Origin of the sequence: Flavobacterium sp. SORGH_AS_0622 (assembly GCF_030818825.1) — a bacterium.
In the GTDB taxonomy this organism is placed as follows: Bacteria; Bacteroidota; Bacteroidia; order Flavobacteriales; family Flavobacteriaceae; genus Flavobacterium.
The window spans coordinates 4,434,457-4,454,171 of the sequence record NZ_JAUTAX010000001.1 but is presented as its reverse complement, the minus strand read 5'-3'; the positions used below and the strand labels follow the sequence as shown (position 1 = coordinate 4,454,171).

19 protein-coding genes are annotated in these 19,715 nt (G+C 29.6%); all 19 read left to right on the top strand.

Annotated features, from left to right (window positions below):
• Positions 1 to 5 precede the first annotated feature (5 nt).
• The 19 genes from QE431_RS19015 to QE431_RS18925 are packed head-to-tail and all read left to right on the top strand — an operon-like array spanning position 6 to position 19,657.
• Positions 6 to 992 carry a glycosyltransferase gene (locus QE431_RS19015; protein WP_057114875.1) on the top strand — a complete coding sequence of 329 codons (987 nt, stop codon included), beginning with the start codon at positions 6 to 8 and terminating at the stop codon, positions 990 to 992.
• Between the two features lie 3 nt (positions 993 to 995).
• Positions 996 to 1,853, top strand: coding sequence for a glycosyltransferase family A protein (locus QE431_RS19010; protein ID WP_057114874.1), 858 nt, complete (start codon positions 996 to 998; stop codon positions 1,851 to 1,853).
• Positions 1,854 to 1,889: 36 nt separating this feature from the next.
• Positions 1,890 to 2,669 carry a glycosyltransferase family 2 protein gene (locus QE431_RS19005; RefSeq protein ID WP_057114873.1) on the top strand — a complete coding sequence of 260 codons (780 nt, stop codon included), beginning with the start codon at positions 1,890 to 1,892 and terminating at the stop codon, positions 2,667 to 2,669.
• 15 nt (positions 2,670 to 2,684) lie between these two features.
• Positions 2,685 to 3,737, top strand: coding sequence for a glycosyltransferase family 2 protein (locus QE431_RS19000; RefSeq protein WP_057114872.1), 1,053 nt, complete (start codon positions 2,685 to 2,687; stop codon positions 3,735 to 3,737).
• Positions 3,737 to 4,363, top strand: coding sequence for a hypothetical protein (locus QE431_RS18995; RefSeq protein WP_307299214.1), 627 nt, complete (start codon positions 3,737 to 3,739; stop codon positions 4,361 to 4,363). The genes QE431_RS19000 and QE431_RS18995 overlap by 1 nt, the downstream gene beginning before the upstream one ends.
• Before the next feature lie 42 nt (positions 4,364 to 4,405).
• Positions 4,406 to 5,572: an acylneuraminate cytidylyltransferase gene (locus QE431_RS18990; protein WP_307299211.1), complete on the top strand. Its 1,167-nt coding sequence runs from the start codon at positions 4,406 to 4,408 to the stop codon at positions 5,570 to 5,572.
• Positions 5,559 to 6,434 (top strand): N-acetylneuraminate synthase family protein, encoded by an 876-nt coding sequence (locus QE431_RS18985; RefSeq protein ID WP_134142268.1) that lies wholly within the window; start codon positions 5,559 to 5,561, stop codon positions 6,432 to 6,434. The genes QE431_RS18990 and QE431_RS18985 overlap by 14 nt, the downstream gene beginning before the upstream one ends.
• 4 nt (positions 6,435 to 6,438) lie before the next feature.
• The gene (locus QE431_RS18980; protein ID WP_307299203.1) at positions 6,439 to 7,260 is read left to right on the top strand and encodes a polysaccharide pyruvyl transferase family protein; all 822 of its coding nucleotides are present in this window, start codon (positions 6,439 to 6,441) and stop codon (positions 7,258 to 7,260) included.
• Positions 7,261 to 7,301: 41 nt separating this feature from the next.
• Positions 7,302 to 8,699, top strand: coding sequence for a UDP-glycosyltransferase (locus QE431_RS18975; RefSeq protein WP_307299202.1), 1,398 nt, complete (start codon positions 7,302 to 7,304; stop codon positions 8,697 to 8,699).
• Positions 8,700 to 8,705: 6 nt separating this feature from the next.
• Positions 8,706 to 10,139, top strand: a complete 1,434-nt coding sequence (locus tag QE431_RS18970) for an MBOAT family protein (protein WP_307299201.1) — start codon at positions 8,706 to 8,708, stop codon at positions 10,137 to 10,139.
• Complete coding sequence (locus QE431_RS18965) at positions 10,139 to 11,020, top strand: hypothetical protein (RefSeq protein ID WP_307299198.1); 882 nt, start codon at positions 10,139 to 10,141, stop codon at positions 11,018 to 11,020. Before QE431_RS18970 ends, QE431_RS18965 begins: the two co-directional genes overlap by 1 nt.
• Positions 11,021 to 11,047: 27 nt before the next feature.
• The gene (locus tag QE431_RS18960; RefSeq protein WP_307299194.1) at positions 11,048 to 12,370 is read left to right on the top strand and encodes an alpha-1,2-fucosyltransferase; all 1,323 of its coding nucleotides are present in this window, start codon (positions 11,048 to 11,050) and stop codon (positions 12,368 to 12,370) included.
• Complete coding sequence (locus QE431_RS18955) at positions 12,367 to 13,533, top strand: glycosyltransferase family 4 protein (protein ID WP_307299191.1); 1,167 nt, start codon at positions 12,367 to 12,369, stop codon at positions 13,531 to 13,533. Before QE431_RS18960 ends, QE431_RS18955 begins: the two co-directional genes overlap by 4 nt.
• Positions 13,534 to 13,537: 4 nt before the next feature.
• Positions 13,538 to 15,082 carry a glycosyltransferase family 2 protein gene (locus QE431_RS18950; protein WP_307299188.1) on the top strand — a complete coding sequence of 515 codons (1,545 nt, stop codon included), beginning with the start codon at positions 13,538 to 13,540 and terminating at the stop codon, positions 15,080 to 15,082.
• Entirely contained in the window at positions 15,079 to 16,074 is a 996-nt protein-coding gene (locus QE431_RS18945) for a glycosyltransferase family 2 protein (protein WP_307299186.1), read from the top strand. Before QE431_RS18950 ends, QE431_RS18945 begins: the two co-directional genes overlap by 4 nt.
• An 8-nt stretch (positions 16,075 to 16,082) precedes the next feature.
• The gene (locus QE431_RS18940; RefSeq protein ID WP_307299183.1) at positions 16,083 to 17,204 is read left to right on the top strand and encodes a glycosyltransferase family 4 protein; all 1,122 of its coding nucleotides are present in this window, start codon (positions 16,083 to 16,085) and stop codon (positions 17,202 to 17,204) included.
• On the top strand, positions 17,201 to 18,289 hold the full coding sequence (locus tag QE431_RS18935) for a glycosyltransferase family 4 protein (RefSeq protein WP_307299181.1): 1,089 nt from the start codon (positions 17,201 to 17,203) through the stop codon (positions 18,287 to 18,289). Before QE431_RS18940 ends, QE431_RS18935 begins: the two co-directional genes overlap by 4 nt.
• Positions 18,290 to 18,306: 17 nt before the next feature.
• Positions 18,307 to 18,780, top strand: coding sequence for a hypothetical protein (locus QE431_RS18930; RefSeq protein ID WP_307299179.1), 474 nt, complete (start codon positions 18,307 to 18,309; stop codon positions 18,778 to 18,780).
• 13 nt (positions 18,781 to 18,793) lie between these two features.
• On the top strand, positions 18,794 to 19,657 hold the full coding sequence (locus QE431_RS18925; RefSeq protein WP_307299176.1) for an O-antigen ligase: 864 nt from the start codon (positions 18,794 to 18,796) through the stop codon (positions 19,655 to 19,657).
• The last annotated feature ends 58 nt before the right edge of the window (positions 19,658 to 19,715 follow it).

Genomic DNA, 19,715 nt, shown 5'->3' with positions numbered 1-19,715 from the left:
ACTCTATGAACTCAGTAAAGGTTTCTATAATAATTCCAACCTATAATCGTGCACATATCATTGCAGAAACATTAGATAGTATTTTTACACAAACTTATCAAAATTGGGAATGCATTGTTGTTGATGATGGGTCAACAGATCACACAGAAGACATAATTAATAAATATTTAAGTAAAGATAACCGTTTTAAATTTTATTATCGTCCAGATAATCATTTAAAAGGAGCTAATGCCTGTAGAAATTTAGGGTTAGAGAAAAGTAAAGGTGAATATGTAATGTTTTTAGATTCTGATGATATTTGTGAATCTTTTTGTCTGGAAGAAAGAGCTAGCATAGTAGTCGATGATCTTTCCATAGATTTATTAGTTAGGGATACTGCTTATTTTATTGAAAATGTAAAACAATCATTTTCTATTAATAAAGATCCAGAAATAAAGAACAGTGGAGATTATTTAAGTATGTTTTTGAGCTATAGAATTCCCTGGCCCATAATGGCATGCTTCTATAAAAAAAGTAGTATTACAAATTGTAAGTTTGATGAAAATTTAAAGCGTTTTCAGGATTTAAGTTTTAATATTAAAGTACTTTCACAGTCTAAAGAGATAAAAATATACAGAGATTTTAAAATAGATAATTATTATCGGCAGGATGATGAAAAGGTTTTAAAGAATAACTTTATTGGTAATATGTTAGAAGCCCTTATTGTATTCAATAATATACATTTGCATCTAATATCCAATGTAAACCATAAAGAAGATTTACGAAAATTTAACTGTAAGATTATCCTTGAATTTGTAATGCCTTATTTTGAAGAAAACAAAAAGGAATCGAATGCAATTTTTAAATGGTACTTAAAATCAAAGTTGTATAGCTTTAAGCAAAAAAGATTTCTATTTAGTTTAATGTTTTTTCTTAATAGCAAGCTATTTAAAATTAAAGGAATAGGCATGAATGCATTTAGAAATCATTTGAAAAAAGTTATTAATAATTAATTAATGGAAACAGTCTTAGTATCAGTAGTTGTTCCTTGTTATAAACAGGCTCATTTTTTAACAGAAACCCTGCAGTCAGTGCTAGACCAAACTTATAATTATTGGGAATGTATTATTGTTAATGATGGGAGCCCCGATAATACTGAAGAAATTGCTTTAGATTGGTGCGGTAAAGACAGCCGATTCAAATATCTTTTTAAAGAGAATGGCGGGTTATCAAGTGCAAGAAATGCAGGGATTAAAATTTCTAATGGAGAATTTATTCTAGCCCTCGACTCAGATGATATTTTGCATAAAAATTATTTATTAAAATTAGTGCCAGAACTGCACAATGATGAATCTCTAGCGATAGTGTCCAGCTATAGAGAATTTTTTAGAGACAACATAAACAATGTTTTTTATAAAGAAAAAGCTAAAGGTTCCAATTGCAATGATTTAATGTATGAAAATATTTTAACGGCGTCTTCTTTATACAGAAAAAAATGTTGGGAAGAAGTTGGCGGTTATGACGAGAACATGAAAAAAGGCTTCGAAGATTGGGAGTTTTGGATTAATATTACAAAGAGAGGTTGGAAGTTCAAATTTATAGAAGAGTTTTTGTTTTTTTACCGTAAATCGAAAAAATCAATGCTTACCGACACTTTAGCGAATCATGTTGAAAGCAATATAGAGTATGTATATACAAAGCACAAAGAAATTTATATTGAGAATTTTGATATGACTTTGTATTATTTTATTTTTTTATTAAAACGATATAAAACAAGCGAGCAAAAAATTAAAAAATCTCTAGAATATAAAATCGGCAGGATTATAACTAAGCCTTTAAGATTTTTTAAAAGTAAACTGAAATTATATAAATAACCCCAAATTTTCGACTTCATTACTAAATAAAACTTTATGATTTCAGTTGTTATCAGAAATAAAAATCAGGCAGAAGCATTATCATTTTTATTGAAAAATTTAACGGAAAGATATGCTGATGATATTCATGAAATTATTGTAATTGACAACTTATCAACAGATAGAAGTAAAGATGTTACTGAGCAGTATAAAGGCAGATTTGTTTCTATTAAAAACTTTAGTTACGGAGGCAGTGCCAATTTAGCTGCAAAGGAGGCAAGTCAAAAAATTGTCGTAATTTTTAGTGCTCATTCTTATCCGGTCAGCCATGACTTTTTTAAACTTATAAAGTCAAAATTTCTTCAAAATCAGAATCTGGCAGGTTTAAGATGTCTCCATAGTACAAACGATTATAGGAATTTTATAAATAATGTTTCAGCTAAAGTTGATCCAAACAAATCGGGACTGATTTTTTCAGGATCCGCTTTTAATAGAGATGTTTGGGAAAAACATAATTTTAGAAATGACGTAGCCACTTTTGAAGATAAAGAATGGTCGAAAAGAGTTTTGGCCGAAGGTTATGATATTGAATTTGTTGAATCGATTTTTCATTATGAAATCAAAAGAACCAGAAAACAAGTTTTTTTTCGATTTAAGAATGATATGATTGGCAATTACCAGCTCTGGCATATAGATATAAAATTTTTATCTGTCCTTAAAGGTCTCATTGGCTCTTTGTTTTTTTTAATAAAAAATTTTATAATAGATTTATATTATGCGTTTTTAAGATTCTGTTTTGCGATAAAATTCATTTTAAATAAGCCAAAAAAATTCTAGAAGTTGATATCAATTGTGCTAACCAATCGAAATCGCGATTTAAACATTGTGAAGAAATGTTTAGACTCGCTCAAAAATCAGTCTAATGATCAATTTGAATTGTTTTTTGTAGATTATGGTTCTGATAAAAACTATTTAGTCAGTTTAAAAGAATTGGTACATTCTTATTCTAAAATAAATTTTATTGACTGTCCAGTTTCAAGACAGCTTTGGAATAAATGCAGAGCCATTAATATTGCCCTTAAACAATGTAAGACTGACTTCTTTTTCGTTGGAGATATAGACATGATCTATCATCCTAATTTTGTAAACAGACTTTTTGAACTTAAAAATGAGAAGGCAGTAAAATATTTTCAAGTTGGTTTTTTAGATAAAAATCAAGGTCATCAAAACGGTTCATTTGAAGAATACAAAATTAGTTTTAATTCGACAGAGAATGCTACGGGCATGACTTTGTACCCAACGGATTTGCTTAAGCAGATAAACGGATTTGACGAATTTTACCATGGCTGGGGATCAGAAGATACAGATATGCATGTCAGGTTAAAAAATCTGGGCATATCAGTTGAATACTATGATAAGGAAATTTTGATGCTGCATCAATGGCATCCTAAAGTTTATCGTTCAGTTCAAAATAAAACAGGTTTTCATACTTCATTAGAAAAAATTAATTCTAGATATCTTTTACAAGCCGATAAATTAAAAAAAAGCAAGGCCAATCTTAACTTTGATTGGGGAGTAATTCCGAATCCGGATGATTATCAATCTTTGGAGAATCCTAATGTTTTTATTTCCATAACAAATGAAAAAGCGGCAGTCGATGCTTTGCTTCGAGGCACGTTGATTGATTTGAAAAATTCAATTGCAGAAATCGAAATCAAAAAAACTGTGAATGAGAATAAAACGAAAAACTTAATCAAAAGATTTATAGGGAGAAAGTATACGGAATACTACGATTTTCAAATAATAAACAATTTGCTTTTAGAAGTCATAATTTCATTTTGCAGAAATGCACCATATCAATATTTTATAAATGAAAACAAAATTTGTCTAAAAATAAAACTATAATGATAGAGAAAATACTAAAAATACTGAAGGGCATAAAAAATATAGATTCGAGAGTACATAAAATTGAGGAATCAACCAGCCAAATCAGAAATGAGAAAAAATCTGATATTGAAAGATGGCAGGACAAAAATGAATTATTTATAGATTGGAATGAAAGAACGGCAATTCTAGGAGATTTTATTGCGCTTGATTCAGATATAATTGAATTTGGCGCTGGTAATATGTTCTTAAAAAAATATCTTTCAAACTATAGAAGTTATACGCCCTCTGATATCGTAAAGAGATTTGATGAAACCGTAGTTTGTGATTTAAACGGGACAATAGATATCGATTTTTCAAAATATCAAGCAGTGGTTTTCAGTGGTGTTTTAGAATATGTTTATGATATTGATAGGGTTTTCGAAATTATTTCTAAAGACATTAAACAAGTTGTTGTTTCTTATTGCTGTTCTGATATTGTTACATTGACAAGAGAAAAAAACGGTTGGCTAAGTGATTATACATACAACGAACTGATTGAAATTTTTAAAAAATATAATTTTGAAATTATAAATTATGCAGAGTGGAGAAAGCAGTCAATTTTTAATCTGATAAAGAAATCAAATACTTCGGGATCACAAAACTAAGTATTAGTCTGAAACAGACTAATTTTTTTAAATAATAAAGTTATGAAAAAAACAGCCATAATTCCACTTCGTAAAAATTCAAAAGGGATCCCAGGAAAAAATAAAAAGAAGATGCTTGGAAGACCACTTTTTTCATGGGTTCTAACAGAAGCTATTTTCTCAGAATTAGATGAAGTTTACATTTTTACAGATGATCAAGAAATTATAGATTATATTAAAAGAGAATATTTTTGGACCCCAAAAGTAAAAACTCTTTTACGAAATGATGAAAATGCTTCTGATACAGCATCTACAGAAAGTGCTATGCTCGAATTCGCAGAATTGATAAATAATGATTTTGATATTTTATGTTTATTACAGGCAACCTCACCAATTACAAAAGCTCAAGATATTAATGCAACGTTAAACGAAATTCTTGTTCATAAAAAAGAATCGGCTTTGACAGTCGTAAATACACATCGATTCACATGGAATTCAGATGGAACTCCTCAAAATTATGATGTTTTTAAAAGACCAAGACGCCAAGATTTTGATGGATTGTTGATTGAAAACGGAGCCGTATATGCAACAAATAAAGAAGCTTTTTTAAATTCAAAAAATAGAGTTAGCGGTTCAATTGGTCTAGTAAAAATGGACGAAGAGTCTCTTGTAGAGATTGATAGTTTGTCAGATTGGGATATTATTGAAAAACTCTTGGCAGATCGTCAGAAGAAAAAGAAAGTACACCAACGTATTGACTATTTGGTTTTAGATGTTGATGGCGTTTTTACAGATGGATGTGTTTACTATGACGCAAATGGCGAAATGGCAAAAAAATTCGACATGCGCGACGGAATGGGATTAGAAATATTAAGACAAAATAATATTGAAGTTGTGGTAATGACCTCAGAAAATTCTGAGTTAGTTGCGCAGAGAATGAAGAAATTGCAGATTAAACATACTTTTTTAGGAATAAAAGATAAGTTTTCGTTTTTAACACATTTTCTTTCCGAGAGAAATAGTAGTTTTGGCGCCGTTTCATATGTGGGCGATGATGTAAATGATTTGGCCAATATTTGCAGTGTCGGATGGTCGTTTACACCTGCAGATGCAATAGAAATTGTTAAAGCAAATGCAGATTATATTTTGACACATCAATCTGGCGCTGGTGCAATAAGAGAAACTTGTGAAATTTTAATAAAGTACAACAAACGTTATGAAGGAATTTAAGAAACCTTATGTGATTGCAGAAATTGGATGTAATCATAAAGGTGAAATGGAAATAGCCAAAGAGTTAATTAAAATAGCCAAAATCTTCGGGAACGCAGATGCAGTTAAATTCCAAAAGCGTAATAATAAAGAGCTTCTAACAGAAGAACAATATAATGCGCCACATCCAAATTTCTCTAATTCATATGGTGAAACTTATGGAGAACACAGAGAATTTTTAGAATTTGATCTTGAGCAGCACGGAGAATTAAAAACGTATTGTGATGAAATCGGAATTACATATTCCACATCAGTTTGGGATACAACATCTGCAAAAGAAATTGCTTCGTTAAATCCAGATTTTATTAAAATTCCTTCTGCCTGCAATAATAATTTTGAAATGCTGGGCTGGCTAAGTGACAATTATTCAGGTGAGATTCATATTTCTACTGGAATGACTACTAAAGAAGAAACAGATACTTTAGTTGAATTCTTTACACAAAAACAACGAAACAAAGATTTAGTTTTATACAATTGTACATCAGGATATCCCGTTCCTTTTGAAGATGTATGTCTTTTGGATATTAATATTTTAAAACAAAAATACGAACATAAAGTCAAACATATTGGCTTTTCAGGACATCATTTGGGTATTGCCGTTGATATTGCAGCTTATACTTTAGGAGCCAATATTATAGAAAGACATTATACTTTAGACAGAACTTGGAAGGGTACAGATCATGCGGCTTCTTTGGAACCAATGGGATTGCGTAAACTTACTCGTGATTTAAATGCAGTTTATCAGGCTTTAGCTTTTAAATCCTCTGATATTTTACCAATTGAACAAATTCAAAGAGATAAACTAAAAAACAAAAAGGTTTAATAATATGTTTTTCTCAAATACAATTAGGCTTTTTTGGTGGAATGAAAAAATCATTCAAGGTAAAAAAAGAGAAAATTATGGAGATCTTGTTGGAAAATATCTTGTAGAAAAAATCTCTTCAAAAAAAGTTGTTTTTGCGTGGCCAAAAAAGTTCTCATTGCTAGATTACATAATGCCAATTTATGTAACTGTCGGAAGTGTTTTGGCAAATGTAAATCATAAATGTATTGTTTGGGGAAGTGGAATTATAGATCAAAATATAAAAATAAAAAAGGCAGTTTTTTTAGCTGTACGAGGTCCGCAAACAAGAAAATTTCTTTTAGATCTTTCTTATGATGTTCCTGAAGTTTATGGAGATCCAGCATTATTATTGCCGAGATATTTTAATCCAACAATAGAAAAAAAATATAAATACGGTTTTATACCTCACTATAATGATTATAAACTAATTCAAAATTGGTTTACAGATAATCCAGAAGTACTGCTTATAGATTTAATGACAAATGATATTGAAGCAAAAACAATAGAATTTCTCCAATGTGAAAAAATTGTATCATCTTCCCTTCATGGAGTTATAGTAGCTCATGCATATAATATTCCCGCTGTTTGGCAGAAGTTTTCAGAAAAAGTATTCGGAGATGATATTAAATATCAAGATTATTTTGAATCTGTCCAGCTGCCTTTTGTTAAACCTGAAATTAGACTTGAAAAATTTTCTAATTCAGAATTAGAAAATCTTTTTAAAGAACTTCCGAATCTTCCTAAACGAGAAATTATAAATCAATTATGCGATGGACTTTTGAATGTTTGTCCTTTTAAAAAATAATACTTTATTAAACTGCAGATTTTTTTAGCCTCTTATTTTAAATGAAAAAAAACATATTTATCTTTTTGCCAGACGGCGTTGGACTTAGAAATTTTGCCTTAACTTCTTTTAAAGAAATAGGAGAGAAAAGTGGGTTTGATATTACTTATTGGAATAATACTCCATTTTCTATTACCGAAAAGTTAGGTTTCAAAGAGTTGCAGATTAAAGAGAAATCCCTACATCCTTTAACTTTGGTTTACAGTCGTTCTCGTAAAAGAATGGAGTTGAATTTTTTTGATAAAAAGTTTAATGAAGTTGTTTACAATACATATAATTTTCCTCAATCTTACAAAGGCCTAAATAATTTAGTTAAAAGTTTAATGGTAGATGCATTAACAGCTTTTGGATCTAATAAAAAAGGAATAAATTTTGTTCGAAATCAAATAAAAAAAGCAGAACGCACTACAAATAAATATAGAGAAAGTAAAAAACAGCTAGAAGCTCATAAGCCAGATTTTGTCTTTTGTACCAATCAGCGTCCAACACAAGCAATTTCATCAATTTTGGCAGCTCAAGATTTAGGAATCCCAACGGGAACGTTTATTTTTTCTTGGGACAATCTTCCAAAAGCAACAACTCTTGTAGAAACAGATTACTATTTTGTGTGGAGTGAATACATGAAAAAAGAGGTTTTAATGTATTGCCCATATGTAAATGAAAATCAAATTTTTGTAACGGGAACTCCACAATTTGAAAGTCATTTTGACAAAAGCCTTTTGCAGTCAAAAGAAGATTTTTATAAATCTCATAACCTAGATCCTAATAAAAAATACATCTGCTATTCTGGCGATGATATTGTTACATCTCCTTTAGATCAATATTATCTTGAAGATTTGGCATTGTCTGTTAAAGAGTTAAATAAGGACGGATATTCTTTAGGAATTATTTATAGAAAATGTCCTGTAGATTTTACAGATCGCTATGATGAGGTTTTAAAAAAATATAAAGATGTAATTACGAGTATAGATCCTTTATGGAGCCCAGTTGGACAAAGCTGGGATGAAATTATGCCTACTAAAGAAGATTTTGCACTGCAGGCTAATATTTGTGAATATACTGAATTCGTTGGCAACATTGCTTCTTCAATGGTCTTTGATTTTTCTGCTCATGATAAATCATGTCTGTTTTTTGATTACGAGCAACCTCAATTAAAAAAAGGAATTCGAGATATCGGACAAAATTACAAGTATATTCATTTTAGATCAAAACCATCAGAAGATGCGGCTTTGTGGGTGAGAGATAAAAAAGATCTAACCTCAATTGTTAAAGATATAATTGATGGAAATATTTCTAGTGTAAAAGAAAGTAAAAAATGGTTTGAAATTATTGTTGGACCAAATCCTACGCAGGCTTCACAAAACATTTGGGAAAGCTTAAATGCCATTTTAACAAAGTAATATTTTATGTTTTTTAATTCTTTGGCATTTGCCATATTTTTACCAATAGTTTTTTTTCTTTATTGGTTTGTATTCAATAAAAACAAAAGCACACAAAATGCTTTATTAATTGTTGCGAGTTATTACTTCTATTCTTGCTGGGACTGGAGATTTCTTTTCTTATTAGTATTTTCTACTTTTTTAGATTATTTCACTGGAATTCAGATTGAAAAAAGTAATTCAGAAAAAAGCCGGAAATTTTGGTTTTGGCTTAGTATTTTAGTGAATTTAGGTTTCTTAGGAATTTTTAAATACTATAATTTCTTTGCAAATTCTTTTGCAGAAATGTTTACCGCTTTTGGTTTCAAAGCAAGTCCAATTTTATTAAATGTAATTTTGCCTGTCGGAATTTCATTTTATACTTTCCACGGATTATCTTATGTTATAGATATTTATTACAAAAGAATAAAAGCAGAATACAACTTTATTGATTATTCCTTATTTGTGAGTTATTTTCCGCTTTTAGTGGCTGGGCCAATAGAAAGAGCTACTCACTTACTGCCTCAGGTAAAAGTTAAAAGAGAGTTTAACTATGAAACAGCCAAAGAAGGAATTTATCAAATTATTTGGGGGTTAGTTAAAAAAGTGGTTATAGCAGATACTTGCGCAGTTTATGCAAATGCTATTTTTGACAATTATCCTTCAATGAATTCATTTTCTCTAATTCTAGGAGCCATTTATTTTGCTTTTCAGATTTACGGAGACTTTTCAGGATATTCAGATATAGCACTCGGAGTTTCTAAATTATTTGGTTTAGATTTATTGCGAAACTTCAATTATCCTTATTTTTCAAGAGATATTGCAGAGTTTTGGCGTCGCTGGCATATTTCACTTTCATCTTGGTTTAGAGATTATTTATACATTCCTCTGGGCGGAAGTAAAGGCGGACTTTGGATGAAAATAAGAAATACTTTCATTATTTTTATTGTCAGCGGTTTTTGGCATGGAGCCAATTGGACTTATATCGTGTGGGGATTTATTAATGCTGTTTATTTCCTTCCATTATTATTATCTAATAGCAATAGAAACAATATAGATTCAGTTGTTTTAAAATGGAATTTAGATTCTATAAGAGTATTATTCAGCATACTTACTACTTTTTTATTGACTTGCGTTGCTTGGGTCTTTTTTAGAGCAAAAACAATTACGGATGCTGTTTTATATTTAAAACGAATATTCACCAGTCGAGATTTTGCTTTTCAGTATTTAGATAATGAGCGCTATAATTATGAATTATTGTTAATGATTGGTGTGTTTGTTTTGGTTGAATGGAATAACAGAATGAAAGTGGAACCCATTTCAGGAAAAAGAAGCTTGTTAAAAATGGCATTAGCAATTTTAGCCATTATCGCTTTTGGAACTTATTCTGATTATAAAGAATTTATTTATTTTCAATTCTAATGAAGAAGTTTTTACTCTATATATTCAAAATTTTAATTGTAACGATTTTGGTTGCTGTTCTTTTAGACGGATTATATACTTATGTATTTATGCAGTCAAAAAATAGAGGAAAAATCGAAGCCGTAGTAAATTCGAAAAAAGAAAAATATGATGTCGTTATTTTAGGCTCTTCAAGGGCTAATAATCATTTCGTATCACAAATGTTTGAAGAAAAAGGATTAAAGACCTTTAATTATGGAATGAGTGGTGGACATTTGTTTGAAGCTTCATTGATGTTAAAATTAATGATTGAAAGAAAATACGAAATCAAAAATGTAATTCTAGAGGCAGATCTTAATCTTTCAAACGATCAAGAATCTGAAGGAGTTGCAGCAAAATTTTTACCGTATATTCATTGTTCAAATGCGATAAAAGAACATTTTTTGACAGAAGAAAATTTTAATGAGTTATACTATATCCCTTTTTACAGATATATAAAATTCGATTCTAAAATTGGTTTCCGTGAAGTTTATAAAATCGCTGAAAATGAGAAAACAAATGCTTTAGATAATTTAGGATTTTATCCGTTAGAGAAGCACAAAAACGGAAATATGAAGAACAATATCGTCAATCTAAATCCGTTGCCTCATAATAAATACTATGAGGAGATTAAGCATATTTGTAAAAAAAACAACATAAATTTTATCGCAATTATGACACCAATGTGCGAAAATGTGGTTGGAATGAATTATTTTGATAAAGTAAAAAAAGCCTATCCTGAAATTCACAATTATGAAAATGTAGTGGTCGAAAATAAATACTTTTCTTCATGTGGACATATGACAAGTGAAGGCGCTAGATTATTTACTGGTAGAATAATTAACGATTTTTTCAAGAAGTAAAATTCCTTTTTTAGAAAACTACTGTAAATGATAACATTTAGTAAAATAGGGAAGAAAGGAAATTTAGGGAATCAGCTTTTTCAAATTGCATCCACAATTGGATTAGCGAATAAAAACAATCGCGAATTCTCTTTTTTACTTTGGAAATATCAAAGCTCATTTAAAAATAAATTACCTGTTTTAGCATCTGATCTGACAGATTTTGTAAATTTTGAAGAAGAAGAATACAATCATTATGAGTGGAATTTTGAAGCTAAGAACTATGATTTAAGTGGATGGCTTCAAACCGAAAAATATTTTGATAGAGAACTAACCAAACATTATTTTGAGTTTTCAGATTCTTTGGTAGAAAAAATAAGTTCACTGTATCACAAAGCTTTTGAAAAACGTACAATCTTGATATCTATACGCAGAGGAGACTTTGTCGATCATAAAGATTATTTTCAAACTCCAATAAAATATTACCTAAATAGCTTAGTTGAATTTTTTTCAGAATGGGATTCTTACAATCTTATTATTTTGAGTGATGACATAAATTATTGCAAATATCATTTTTCATTTTTGGAGAATGCTTTTTTTGGAGATGGATTAAATGAAGTAGAACAACTTTGTTTAGGTACTATGTGTAATGATTTTATAATTAGTAATTCTACTTTTTCGTGGTGGACTGCCTGGCTGGGAGAGAAAAGTGATTCAAAAATTATTCGACCTTTAAAAAATTTTGACGGACAGAAAGGCCTAAAACTAAACGACAAAGACTATTATCCTGAAAGATGGATAAAATACAATCATTTGGATCAAAAAATTCAATTGAAAGATTTAGCATTCATTATTAATGTTGCTAGGAATAAGGAAGAGCTGAAAATATATTTATCCAATTATTTTGACGCAGAGTTTGTCTCAGATGATAATATTCAATCTCCAAAAAATACTTTTGCAATAAATAAGGATTATTTTATATCTCCTGTTTTAATTTACTTTTCGTGGCTAAAAATTAAAAAATCAAATATCACTTTGGTGACTATTAACATAATCAAAACTTTTAAAGTTTCGAAAGCTTTAAATTATAGCGAATATTCAGTACAGAAAGATTTTGGTTTTTTCTCAAGAATTTTTTCATTTCCTCAATATAATAAAGAAAAGGAAAATTATAATAGTGGGATTTATTTAAAACAAACTAAACTTATAGATTCAAATGAAAGTTTAGTTAAAAATGAACTTTTACTATATTGCTCCGCGGTTAGATTTCTTAACATAGGAGGCTACGAATTTAGTTTTAAAAGGTTTCTAAAAAGAAAAGAAAATCAGTTGAAACGAAGCGTAAAGAAAATATTGAATATAAAAAAATGAAATCAAATTTACATGTTGCCTATATGGTATCTCACTATCCTCATAAAGCTTTCGGACATGATGGCGGAATAGGTACAAGCGTTTATACTTTAGTTGAAAAACTGAGAAAATCCAATGTGCAAGTTTCTGTTTTTGTATATGGGCAAAAAGAGAAATTTATTATAGAAGAAGAAAATGTTACCATTTATAGTTTAGATAATAAAAAAGGCAGGTTTTTTAATTTTTATTTCAATAGAAAAAAGATAGAAAATTTTATTAATAAAATTATTGAAGAAAAGAATATAAATATAATTGAAGCTCCTGATTGGACAGGAATTACAGCTTTTATGAATTTTAAAATTCCTTTGATAATTCGGTTTCATGGAAGTGATGCCTATTTCTGTCATTTAGAAAACAGAAAACAAAAACGCAAGAATTTCTGGTTTGAAAAACTGGCGATAAATAGGGCAGAAGCATTTATTGCTCCAACTAAATTTGCAGGAGAAGTTTCGAAAGATCTTTTTAATATAAAAGGAAAAGAAATTAAGATGATTCACTATGGTTTGGATCTTCAAAATTTTGAAAATGAAACACCAGAAGAGTTTGAAAAAGATTTGATTTTATATGCTGGTACTCTAATTAGGAAAAAAGGAGTTCTAGAACTTCCATATATTTTTAATAAAGTGCGTGAAGATTTTCCAAATGCCAAATTAGTTTTAATTGGCGGAGATTCTTTCGACTTACAAACAAATTCAAAATCAACCTGGGATTTGATGAAAAGCTTATTTACTGAAGAGGATCTGAAAAATGTAACCTATTTAGGTAAAATTCCATACAGTGAAATTCAAAATTATATTAAGAAAGCAAATGTATGTGTGTTTCCAACCTTTGCTGAAACTTTAGGAATGGTAACTATCGAATCTATGGCAATGCAAAAAGCAGTTGTTAATAGTGATATTGGATGGTCGCAAGAACTTATTGTAGACGAAGAAAGCGGCTTTTTAGTTCATCCTTCTAGTCATGATTTATACGCAGAAAAAATAAAGAAAGTTTTGAGTGATAATCTCTTTGCTCAAAAAATAGGTAAATCTGCAAGATTACACGTTGAAGAAAAATTTGATATAAATAATATTGTGATTGAAAATATCAACTTTTATCAAAAAAGATTAAACCTAAAAAAATAAAAAAGTGATAATTGTTTATCATCAAAAAAATAAGGTTGTTGAGGTTGAAACAAAAGACGCCAAAGTACCTTTTGAGAAGAATAGTATTACTGAAAACCTAATTGAGCTTGCAGAAAAATTTCCGCAAACTTTGATTATTTGGTGCCATATTTCATTCAGATCAAATCTTAATATTCTTAAATTTCAGAATATTTTTCATCATGAAAAAATAATGGCATCGTATAATTTGTCTTCAAATTATTTTATATCAAAGGAGATTGGATATGTTGAAACATCACCTTTTTTAAACATCAATAAAAAGGTAAATTATCCAACTTGGCAAATGAGCAGTCATGTTGGGGGAGTTCATGCTTCTATTTTATTGATGCTAAAAAATGAAGTGCAAAAAGATAAAAACTTTGATTATTTTTTAAACTCAATTGCAAAATTAGCAATGCCTCTGGGGCTGTTTTGTTATTCAGAGCCAATGTTAATAAAAGAGTTTTCAGAGTCATTATCAAAACAAAGTGAAAGTAAATTTCTTTTATTTCGATTTGTCAAACAGCATTATAAAACAAGCTGGGTTTTTTTATTGTTTTTGAATTTATTTCTTTATGAGCGAAAATTTACAGTTTTCCCTCTCTTATTTAGTTTGTTCTATAAAAAAAGAAATCTAGATAGCAGTATATTAGAACAAATTGAAATACAATCAAGCAAAAAAGTAGTAGAAAAAGGAACTTTAGATATTATAATTCCAACAATCGGACGTAAAAAATATTTGTATGATTTTTTAAAAGATTTATCATTACAAAGTTTTTTGCCGCAAAATGTAATCATCGTAGAACAAAATCCTGTTAATGAATCTGTTTCGGATCTATCTTATATAGAAAAAGAAAGTTGGCCTTTTTTTATCAAGCATATTTTTACTCACAAAACAGGTGCATGTAATGCACGAAATCTAGCTCTCAAACACGTAACTAGCGAATGGGTTTTTATGGCTGATGATGACATTAGAATTGATTATGGTTTTTTAAAGCAAGCTTTTGAACTAATCAAAAAAGAAGGTCTTGAACAGGTAACTTTTGGATGTTATGCGTCTGACTACCCGCAAAGTAAAAAAAACAAACAAAAATCTCAGTTCACTAGCTTTGGCTCAGGATGTAGTATTTTAAAAACGAAAAATATTGAAAACATCTCTTATAACACTAATTTTGAATTTGGTTATGGTGAAGATAGTGATTATGGAATGCAGCTCAGAAATTTAGGATTTGACATTACCTATTTGCCTAAGCCAGAAATAATTCATCTTAAAGCACCGATTGGCGGTTTTAGAGGAAAACTTACTCTTCCTTGGCAAGAAGATAAAATACAGCCAAAACCTTCTCCGACTGTAATGTTATATAATCTTTTAAATTTAACAAAGGAGCAGTTAAACAGCTATAAAACGACTTTGTTTTTTAAATTTTACAGTGTTCAAAAAATTAAAAACCCATTTAGATATTATGCTAATTATCAAAGGCAATGGAATAAAAGTTTATATTGGGCCAACAAACTAAATAGTCAAAAATGAAAGTTTCGTTAATTGTCTGTACTTACATGCGAGCTGAATCCTTACTTAAACTACTCGAATCGGTAAGCATTCAAGATAAATATCCAGATGAAATTTTAGTAATTGACGGATCATTAAATGATAAAACAGAATTTATTCTGAAGGGACATGACTTTCAAAACCTGAAATATTTTAGAGTAAAAGATGAAGATAGAGGGTTAACTAAACAACGTAATTTTGGAATTTCAAAAGTTGATCCACAATCTGAAATTGTTTGTTTTTTAGATGATGATACGATTTTAGAGCCTAAGTATTTTGAAGAAATTATTAAAACATTTCAAAGTGATGACGAAATTGTTGGAGTAGGAGGAGTTGCAGTTAATGAAAATAAATGGAAGATTCAAGAGAGAAATCATTCTTATAGCCGTAAAAAGTTTTATTTGTTTGAAGGATATTTTTATAAGGAAGGCTTAAGAAATGTTGTTAGAAATTATCTTGGTCTTGCTTCTAACCTTGGACCAGGTAAAATGCCTTTATACTCTCATGGAAGAACTTGCGGATTCCCTTTAACAGGAAAAACATATGAGGTTGACTTGCTAATTGGAATGTCTATGGCTTTTAAAAAAAGTGTCTTTGAAAAAATTAAATTTTCAAAATTCTTTGAAGGATATGGTTTATACGAAGATGCAGATTTTAGTTTAAGAGCTTTACAGTTTGGTAAAAATGTAATTAATACCAATGTAAAATTAAGTCATTTTCATGCTCCAGAAGGTAGGCCAAATCTATTTAAATATGGGAAAATGGTAGTTAGAAACGGATGGTATGTTTGGAGAATTAAGAATCCGAAACCAAATTTACTGGCACGATATAAATGGAATGCCATTACCATTTTACTCACAATAATTCGTCTCAGTAACACTCTAACAGAAAAGAATAAAAAAAGTGCATTTACTGAATCTTTTGGAAGAACTATTGGACTAATAGGTTTATTGTTTAATAAACCCAACGTTTAGATTTATAAATGAAGTTTTTAATAATAACTCACGTTGATCATATTGAGAAAGCCAATAATCTATATGGCTATGCTCCTTATGTTCGTGAAATGAATATTTGGCTTAAATATATTGATGAATTAATTATTGTCGCTCCTTTAAGCTCGAAGAGAAACTTAACGGAAGTTGATACTTTTTACAATTTTCAAAATATTGACTTTAGGGAGATTTCCAGCTTTAATTTTAAGAAGTTATCTGATGCTTTGATTTCTTTACTTAAACTGCCGATTATTTTTTGGAAAATTTTTTGGGCAATGAAAGAATCAGATCATATTCATTTACGTTGTCCGGGAAATGTCGGGCTTATAGGTTGTCTGGCTCAAATATTTTTTCCAAAAAAAATAAAAACAGCCAAATATGCTGGTAACTGGGATCCTAGAAGTAAACAGCCATTTTCATATCGTCTTCAGAAATGGATTCTTAATAATACATTTTTAACCCGAAACATGCAGGTATTGGTTTATGGCGATTGGGAAAAGCAGTCTAAAAATATAAAATCATTTTTTACAGCAACTTACTCAGAGTCGGAAAAAGAAATTATTACCAAAACAGGTTTAAAATCATCAATAGATTTTATGTTTGTTGGAAGTTTAGTTTCAGGAAAAAATCCATTGTATGCAATAAAACTAATTGAAAAGCTACTTGAAAAAGAAAGAAAGGTTATTTTGAATATTTACGGTGAAGGTTCAGAAAAAGAAAATTTGCAAAACTATGTTCAACAAAATCATCTTCAAGATTTTATTGTTTTTCATGGAAATGAAAGTAAAGAAACTATCAAAGAAGCATACCAGAAAAGTCATTTTGTAATATTGCCATCAAAAAGTGAAGGCTGGCCAAAAGCTATTGCAGAAGCCATGTTTTGGGGATGTATTCCAGTGGCAAGTAAAGTTTCATGCGTTCCTTCTATGCTTGATTTTGGAAATAGAGGTATTTTGCTAGAAATGGATTTAAATCAAGATGTAAAGCAGATCGAGAATTTAATCGCTGTCGAAAATAATTATAAGTCAAAAATTACATTGTCGCAGAATTGGTCACAGTATTATACTTTAGAACTTTTCGAATCCGAAATTAAAAAACTTTTGTTTAAATGAGAATTGTTCAAATTATTGATTCTTTGGAAGCAGGAGGAGCTGAAAGAATGGCGGTCAATTATGCAAACGGATTAGCTAAAAAAATAGAATTCTCCGGACTAATCGTATCTAGAAAAGAAGGTTTACTGAAAAGTGAAATAAATGAAAAAGTTTCATATCTCTTTTTAAAGAAAAGGAAAAAGATTGATTACAAGGCAGTTTTTAGACTTCGTAATTATTTAAAAAAGAATAAAGTTACATTCATTCATGCGCATAGTTCTTCTTTTTTTATTGCAGTTTTAGTAAAATTAACTTTGCCAAGAATCAAAATTATATGGCATGATCATTACGGAATTTCGCAGGATTTGTCTTCAAGGAAAAATTTAAGTTTAAAAATTGGTTCTATATTTTTTAGAGGTGTTATTTCAGTAAATTCAGATTTGAGAGATTGGGCGCAATCTTATTTATGGTGTTCAAATTTTATTTATTTACCTAATTTTATTATTGATTCTTTTGCGACTAAAGAGCGAGTTTTGTTAAAAGGTAAGGATGAAAAAAGAATTATTTGTGTGGCGAATCTACGACCGCAAAAAAATCACCACTTACTTGTTAACGCTGCCAATATAATTAGAAATAAATTTCCCGATTGGACCTTTCATTTATTTGGAAAGGATTTTCACGATACATATTCAGAAGAACTCAAAAAAAAGATCAACTTGTTAAAACTTGATGAAGTTGTTTTTTTATATAGTTCAACAGATAATGTTGATTCAGCAATTCAGCAATGTCAAATTGGAGTTTTGCCTTCTCTATCTGAAGGACTTCCTTTGGCTATTTTAGAATATGGACGTCATGCTCTTCCTGTAATAGCAACGAATGTTGGAGAGATCTCAAAAGTAATAATGTCACAGAAAGAAGGTTTAATAGTAGAATCAAATGACGTGATTCAATTTGTAGAAGCAGTTGAAAAACTTATTCTTAATGAAAATTTAAGAAAACAACTAGGAGAAACCTTAAATCATAAAGTCCAATTGAATTTTAGTGAAAAAAATATCATTGCAGAGTATCTTTTATGGTTGAAATCTTTAACTATTTTAGCTGTTTAAAATAATCCAGGGAATAAATGAAAAACAAAAAATGGTCTTATGAATTTCTTCTAATAATTCATGCAGCAATTGCGATAGTTGTTTTTGCTGTGCCTTTTTTATCCAAAATATACAGTTTAATAATTCCTATTGTTGGATTTTATATAGTTTATAAAACAAAAAACAAGAATAATGAAGTTTTATTAGTTACAGCTTATTTAGTTGGTGCTGAGGTTTTTTTAAGAATGACAGGTGGAAACTTTAACAATGAGTATGTAAAGTTTAGTGTGATTTTCTTCATGTTGATGGGGATGTTTTACAGTAATTTTTCTCGGAATGGATTTATCTATTGTTTTTTCCTAATTCTATTAATACCAGGTATTTTACTTACTGTTGCAGCCTCAGATCCTTCGATAGATATTAAAAAAGCTTTGTTTTTTAATTTATCAGGTCCTGTATGTCTGGCAATATCTGCAATATATACAATGAAAAGAGGGGATGCTTTTTTCTGATTTGCAAAATATCATGGTTGCACTGGGATTGCCAGTTGTAACCACAACCGTCTATTTGTTTTTATACAATCCAAGTGTTAAAGATGTGATAACAGGAACACAGTCAAATTTTGAAACTTCAGGAGGATTTGGTCCGAACCAAGTTTCAACCATTTTAGGATTAGGAATGTTTGTCTTTTTTACCCAATTCATATTGTTTTCGAAATCAAAAAGAGCAATACTATTAAATGGATTTTTATTGGTTTTCATAACTTATAGAGGAATAGTTACATTTTCAAGAGGCGGTATTATTACTGCTGTAGGTATGATTGTTTGCTTGTTATTTTTATTATACAGAAACTCAAATGCAAGAGGCAGAGGTAAATTTATTTTGATTTTCGTCGTAACCGCTTTAATGGGATTAGGTATTTGGACTTATTCTTCTATTCAAACTTCTGGATTGATTGAAAAACGATATGCTAACAAAGATGCTCGAGGAAGAGAAAAAAAGGACAGGTTAGGCGGGCGAGAAGAAATTATGGATGCAGAAATAAAGCTGTTTCTAGATGATCCAATTCTAGGTGTTGGGGCTGGATTAAGTAAATCCAGAAGGTTAGAGTATTTAAAAGAAGAAGCTGCGTCTCATAATGAAATTACAAGAATGCTTTCTGAACATGGTATATTTGGAATTTTTGGTTTACTAATACTATTTATAACTCCTTTTGTACTTTACATAAATAATCGACAGCACCTCTATTTTTTATCCTGTGTTGTTTTTTGGCTGTTAACTATCAATCATGCTGCAATGAGAATTGCTGCGCCAGCATTTATATATGCGCTGAGTCTTCTATCGGTAAAGATTAAAATTCCCGAAAAAGCAGAAAATTTAGTAGATTAGTTTAAAATTTTTTACAATACATTTGCCTCAAGTTTAAGCCCCTAACAAACTTTAAAAA

Excerpts from the sequence above, each read along its gene's own strand:
- QE431_RS19015 (WP_057114875.1), top strand. The coding sequence starts at position 6 with ATGAACTCAGTAAAGGTTTCTATAATAATTCCAACCTATAATCGTGCA.
- QE431_RS19010 (WP_057114874.1), top strand. The coding sequence starts at position 996 with ATGGAAACAGTCTTAGTATCAGTAGTTGTTCCTTGTTATAAACAGGCT.
- QE431_RS19005 (WP_057114873.1), top strand. The coding sequence starts at position 1,890 with ATGATTTCAGTTGTTATCAGAAATAAAAATCAGGCAGAAGCATTATCA.
- QE431_RS18995 (WP_307299214.1), top strand. The coding sequence starts at position 3,737 with ATGATAGAGAAAATACTAAAAATACTGAAGGGCATAAAAAATATAGAT.
- QE431_RS18990 (WP_307299211.1), top strand. The coding sequence starts at position 4,406 with ATGAAAAAAACAGCCATAATTCCACTTCGTAAAAATTCAAAAGGGATC.
- QE431_RS18985 (WP_134142268.1), top strand. The coding sequence starts at position 5,559 with ATGAAGGAATTTAAGAAACCTTATGTGATTGCAGAAATTGGATGTAAT.
- QE431_RS18980 (WP_307299203.1), top strand. The coding sequence starts at position 6,439 with ATGTTTTTCTCAAATACAATTAGGCTTTTTTGGTGGAATGAAAAAATC.
- QE431_RS18975 (WP_307299202.1), top strand. The coding sequence starts at position 7,302 with ATGAAAAAAAACATATTTATCTTTTTGCCAGACGGCGTTGGACTTAGA.
- QE431_RS18970 (WP_307299201.1), top strand. The coding sequence starts at position 8,706 with ATGTTTTTTAATTCTTTGGCATTTGCCATATTTTTACCAATAGTTTTT.
- QE431_RS18965 (WP_307299198.1), top strand. The coding sequence starts at position 10,139 with ATGAAGAAGTTTTTACTCTATATATTCAAAATTTTAATTGTAACGATT.
- QE431_RS18960 (WP_307299194.1), top strand. The coding sequence starts at position 11,048 with ATGATAACATTTAGTAAAATAGGGAAGAAAGGAAATTTAGGGAATCAG.
- QE431_RS18955 (WP_307299191.1), top strand. The coding sequence starts at position 12,367 with ATGAAATCAAATTTACATGTTGCCTATATGGTATCTCACTATCCTCAT.
- QE431_RS18945 (WP_307299186.1), top strand. The coding sequence starts at position 15,079 with ATGAAAGTTTCGTTAATTGTCTGTACTTACATGCGAGCTGAATCCTTA.
- QE431_RS18940 (WP_307299183.1), top strand. The coding sequence starts at position 16,083 with ATGAAGTTTTTAATAATAACTCACGTTGATCATATTGAGAAAGCCAAT.
- QE431_RS18935 (WP_307299181.1), top strand. The coding sequence starts at position 17,201 with ATGAGAATTGTTCAAATTATTGATTCTTTGGAAGCAGGAGGAGCTGAA.
- QE431_RS18930 (WP_307299179.1), top strand. The coding sequence starts at position 18,307 with ATGAAAAACAAAAAATGGTCTTATGAATTTCTTCTAATAATTCATGCA.
- QE431_RS18925 (WP_307299176.1), top strand. The coding sequence starts at position 18,794 with ATGGTTGCACTGGGATTGCCAGTTGTAACCACAACCGTCTATTTGTTT.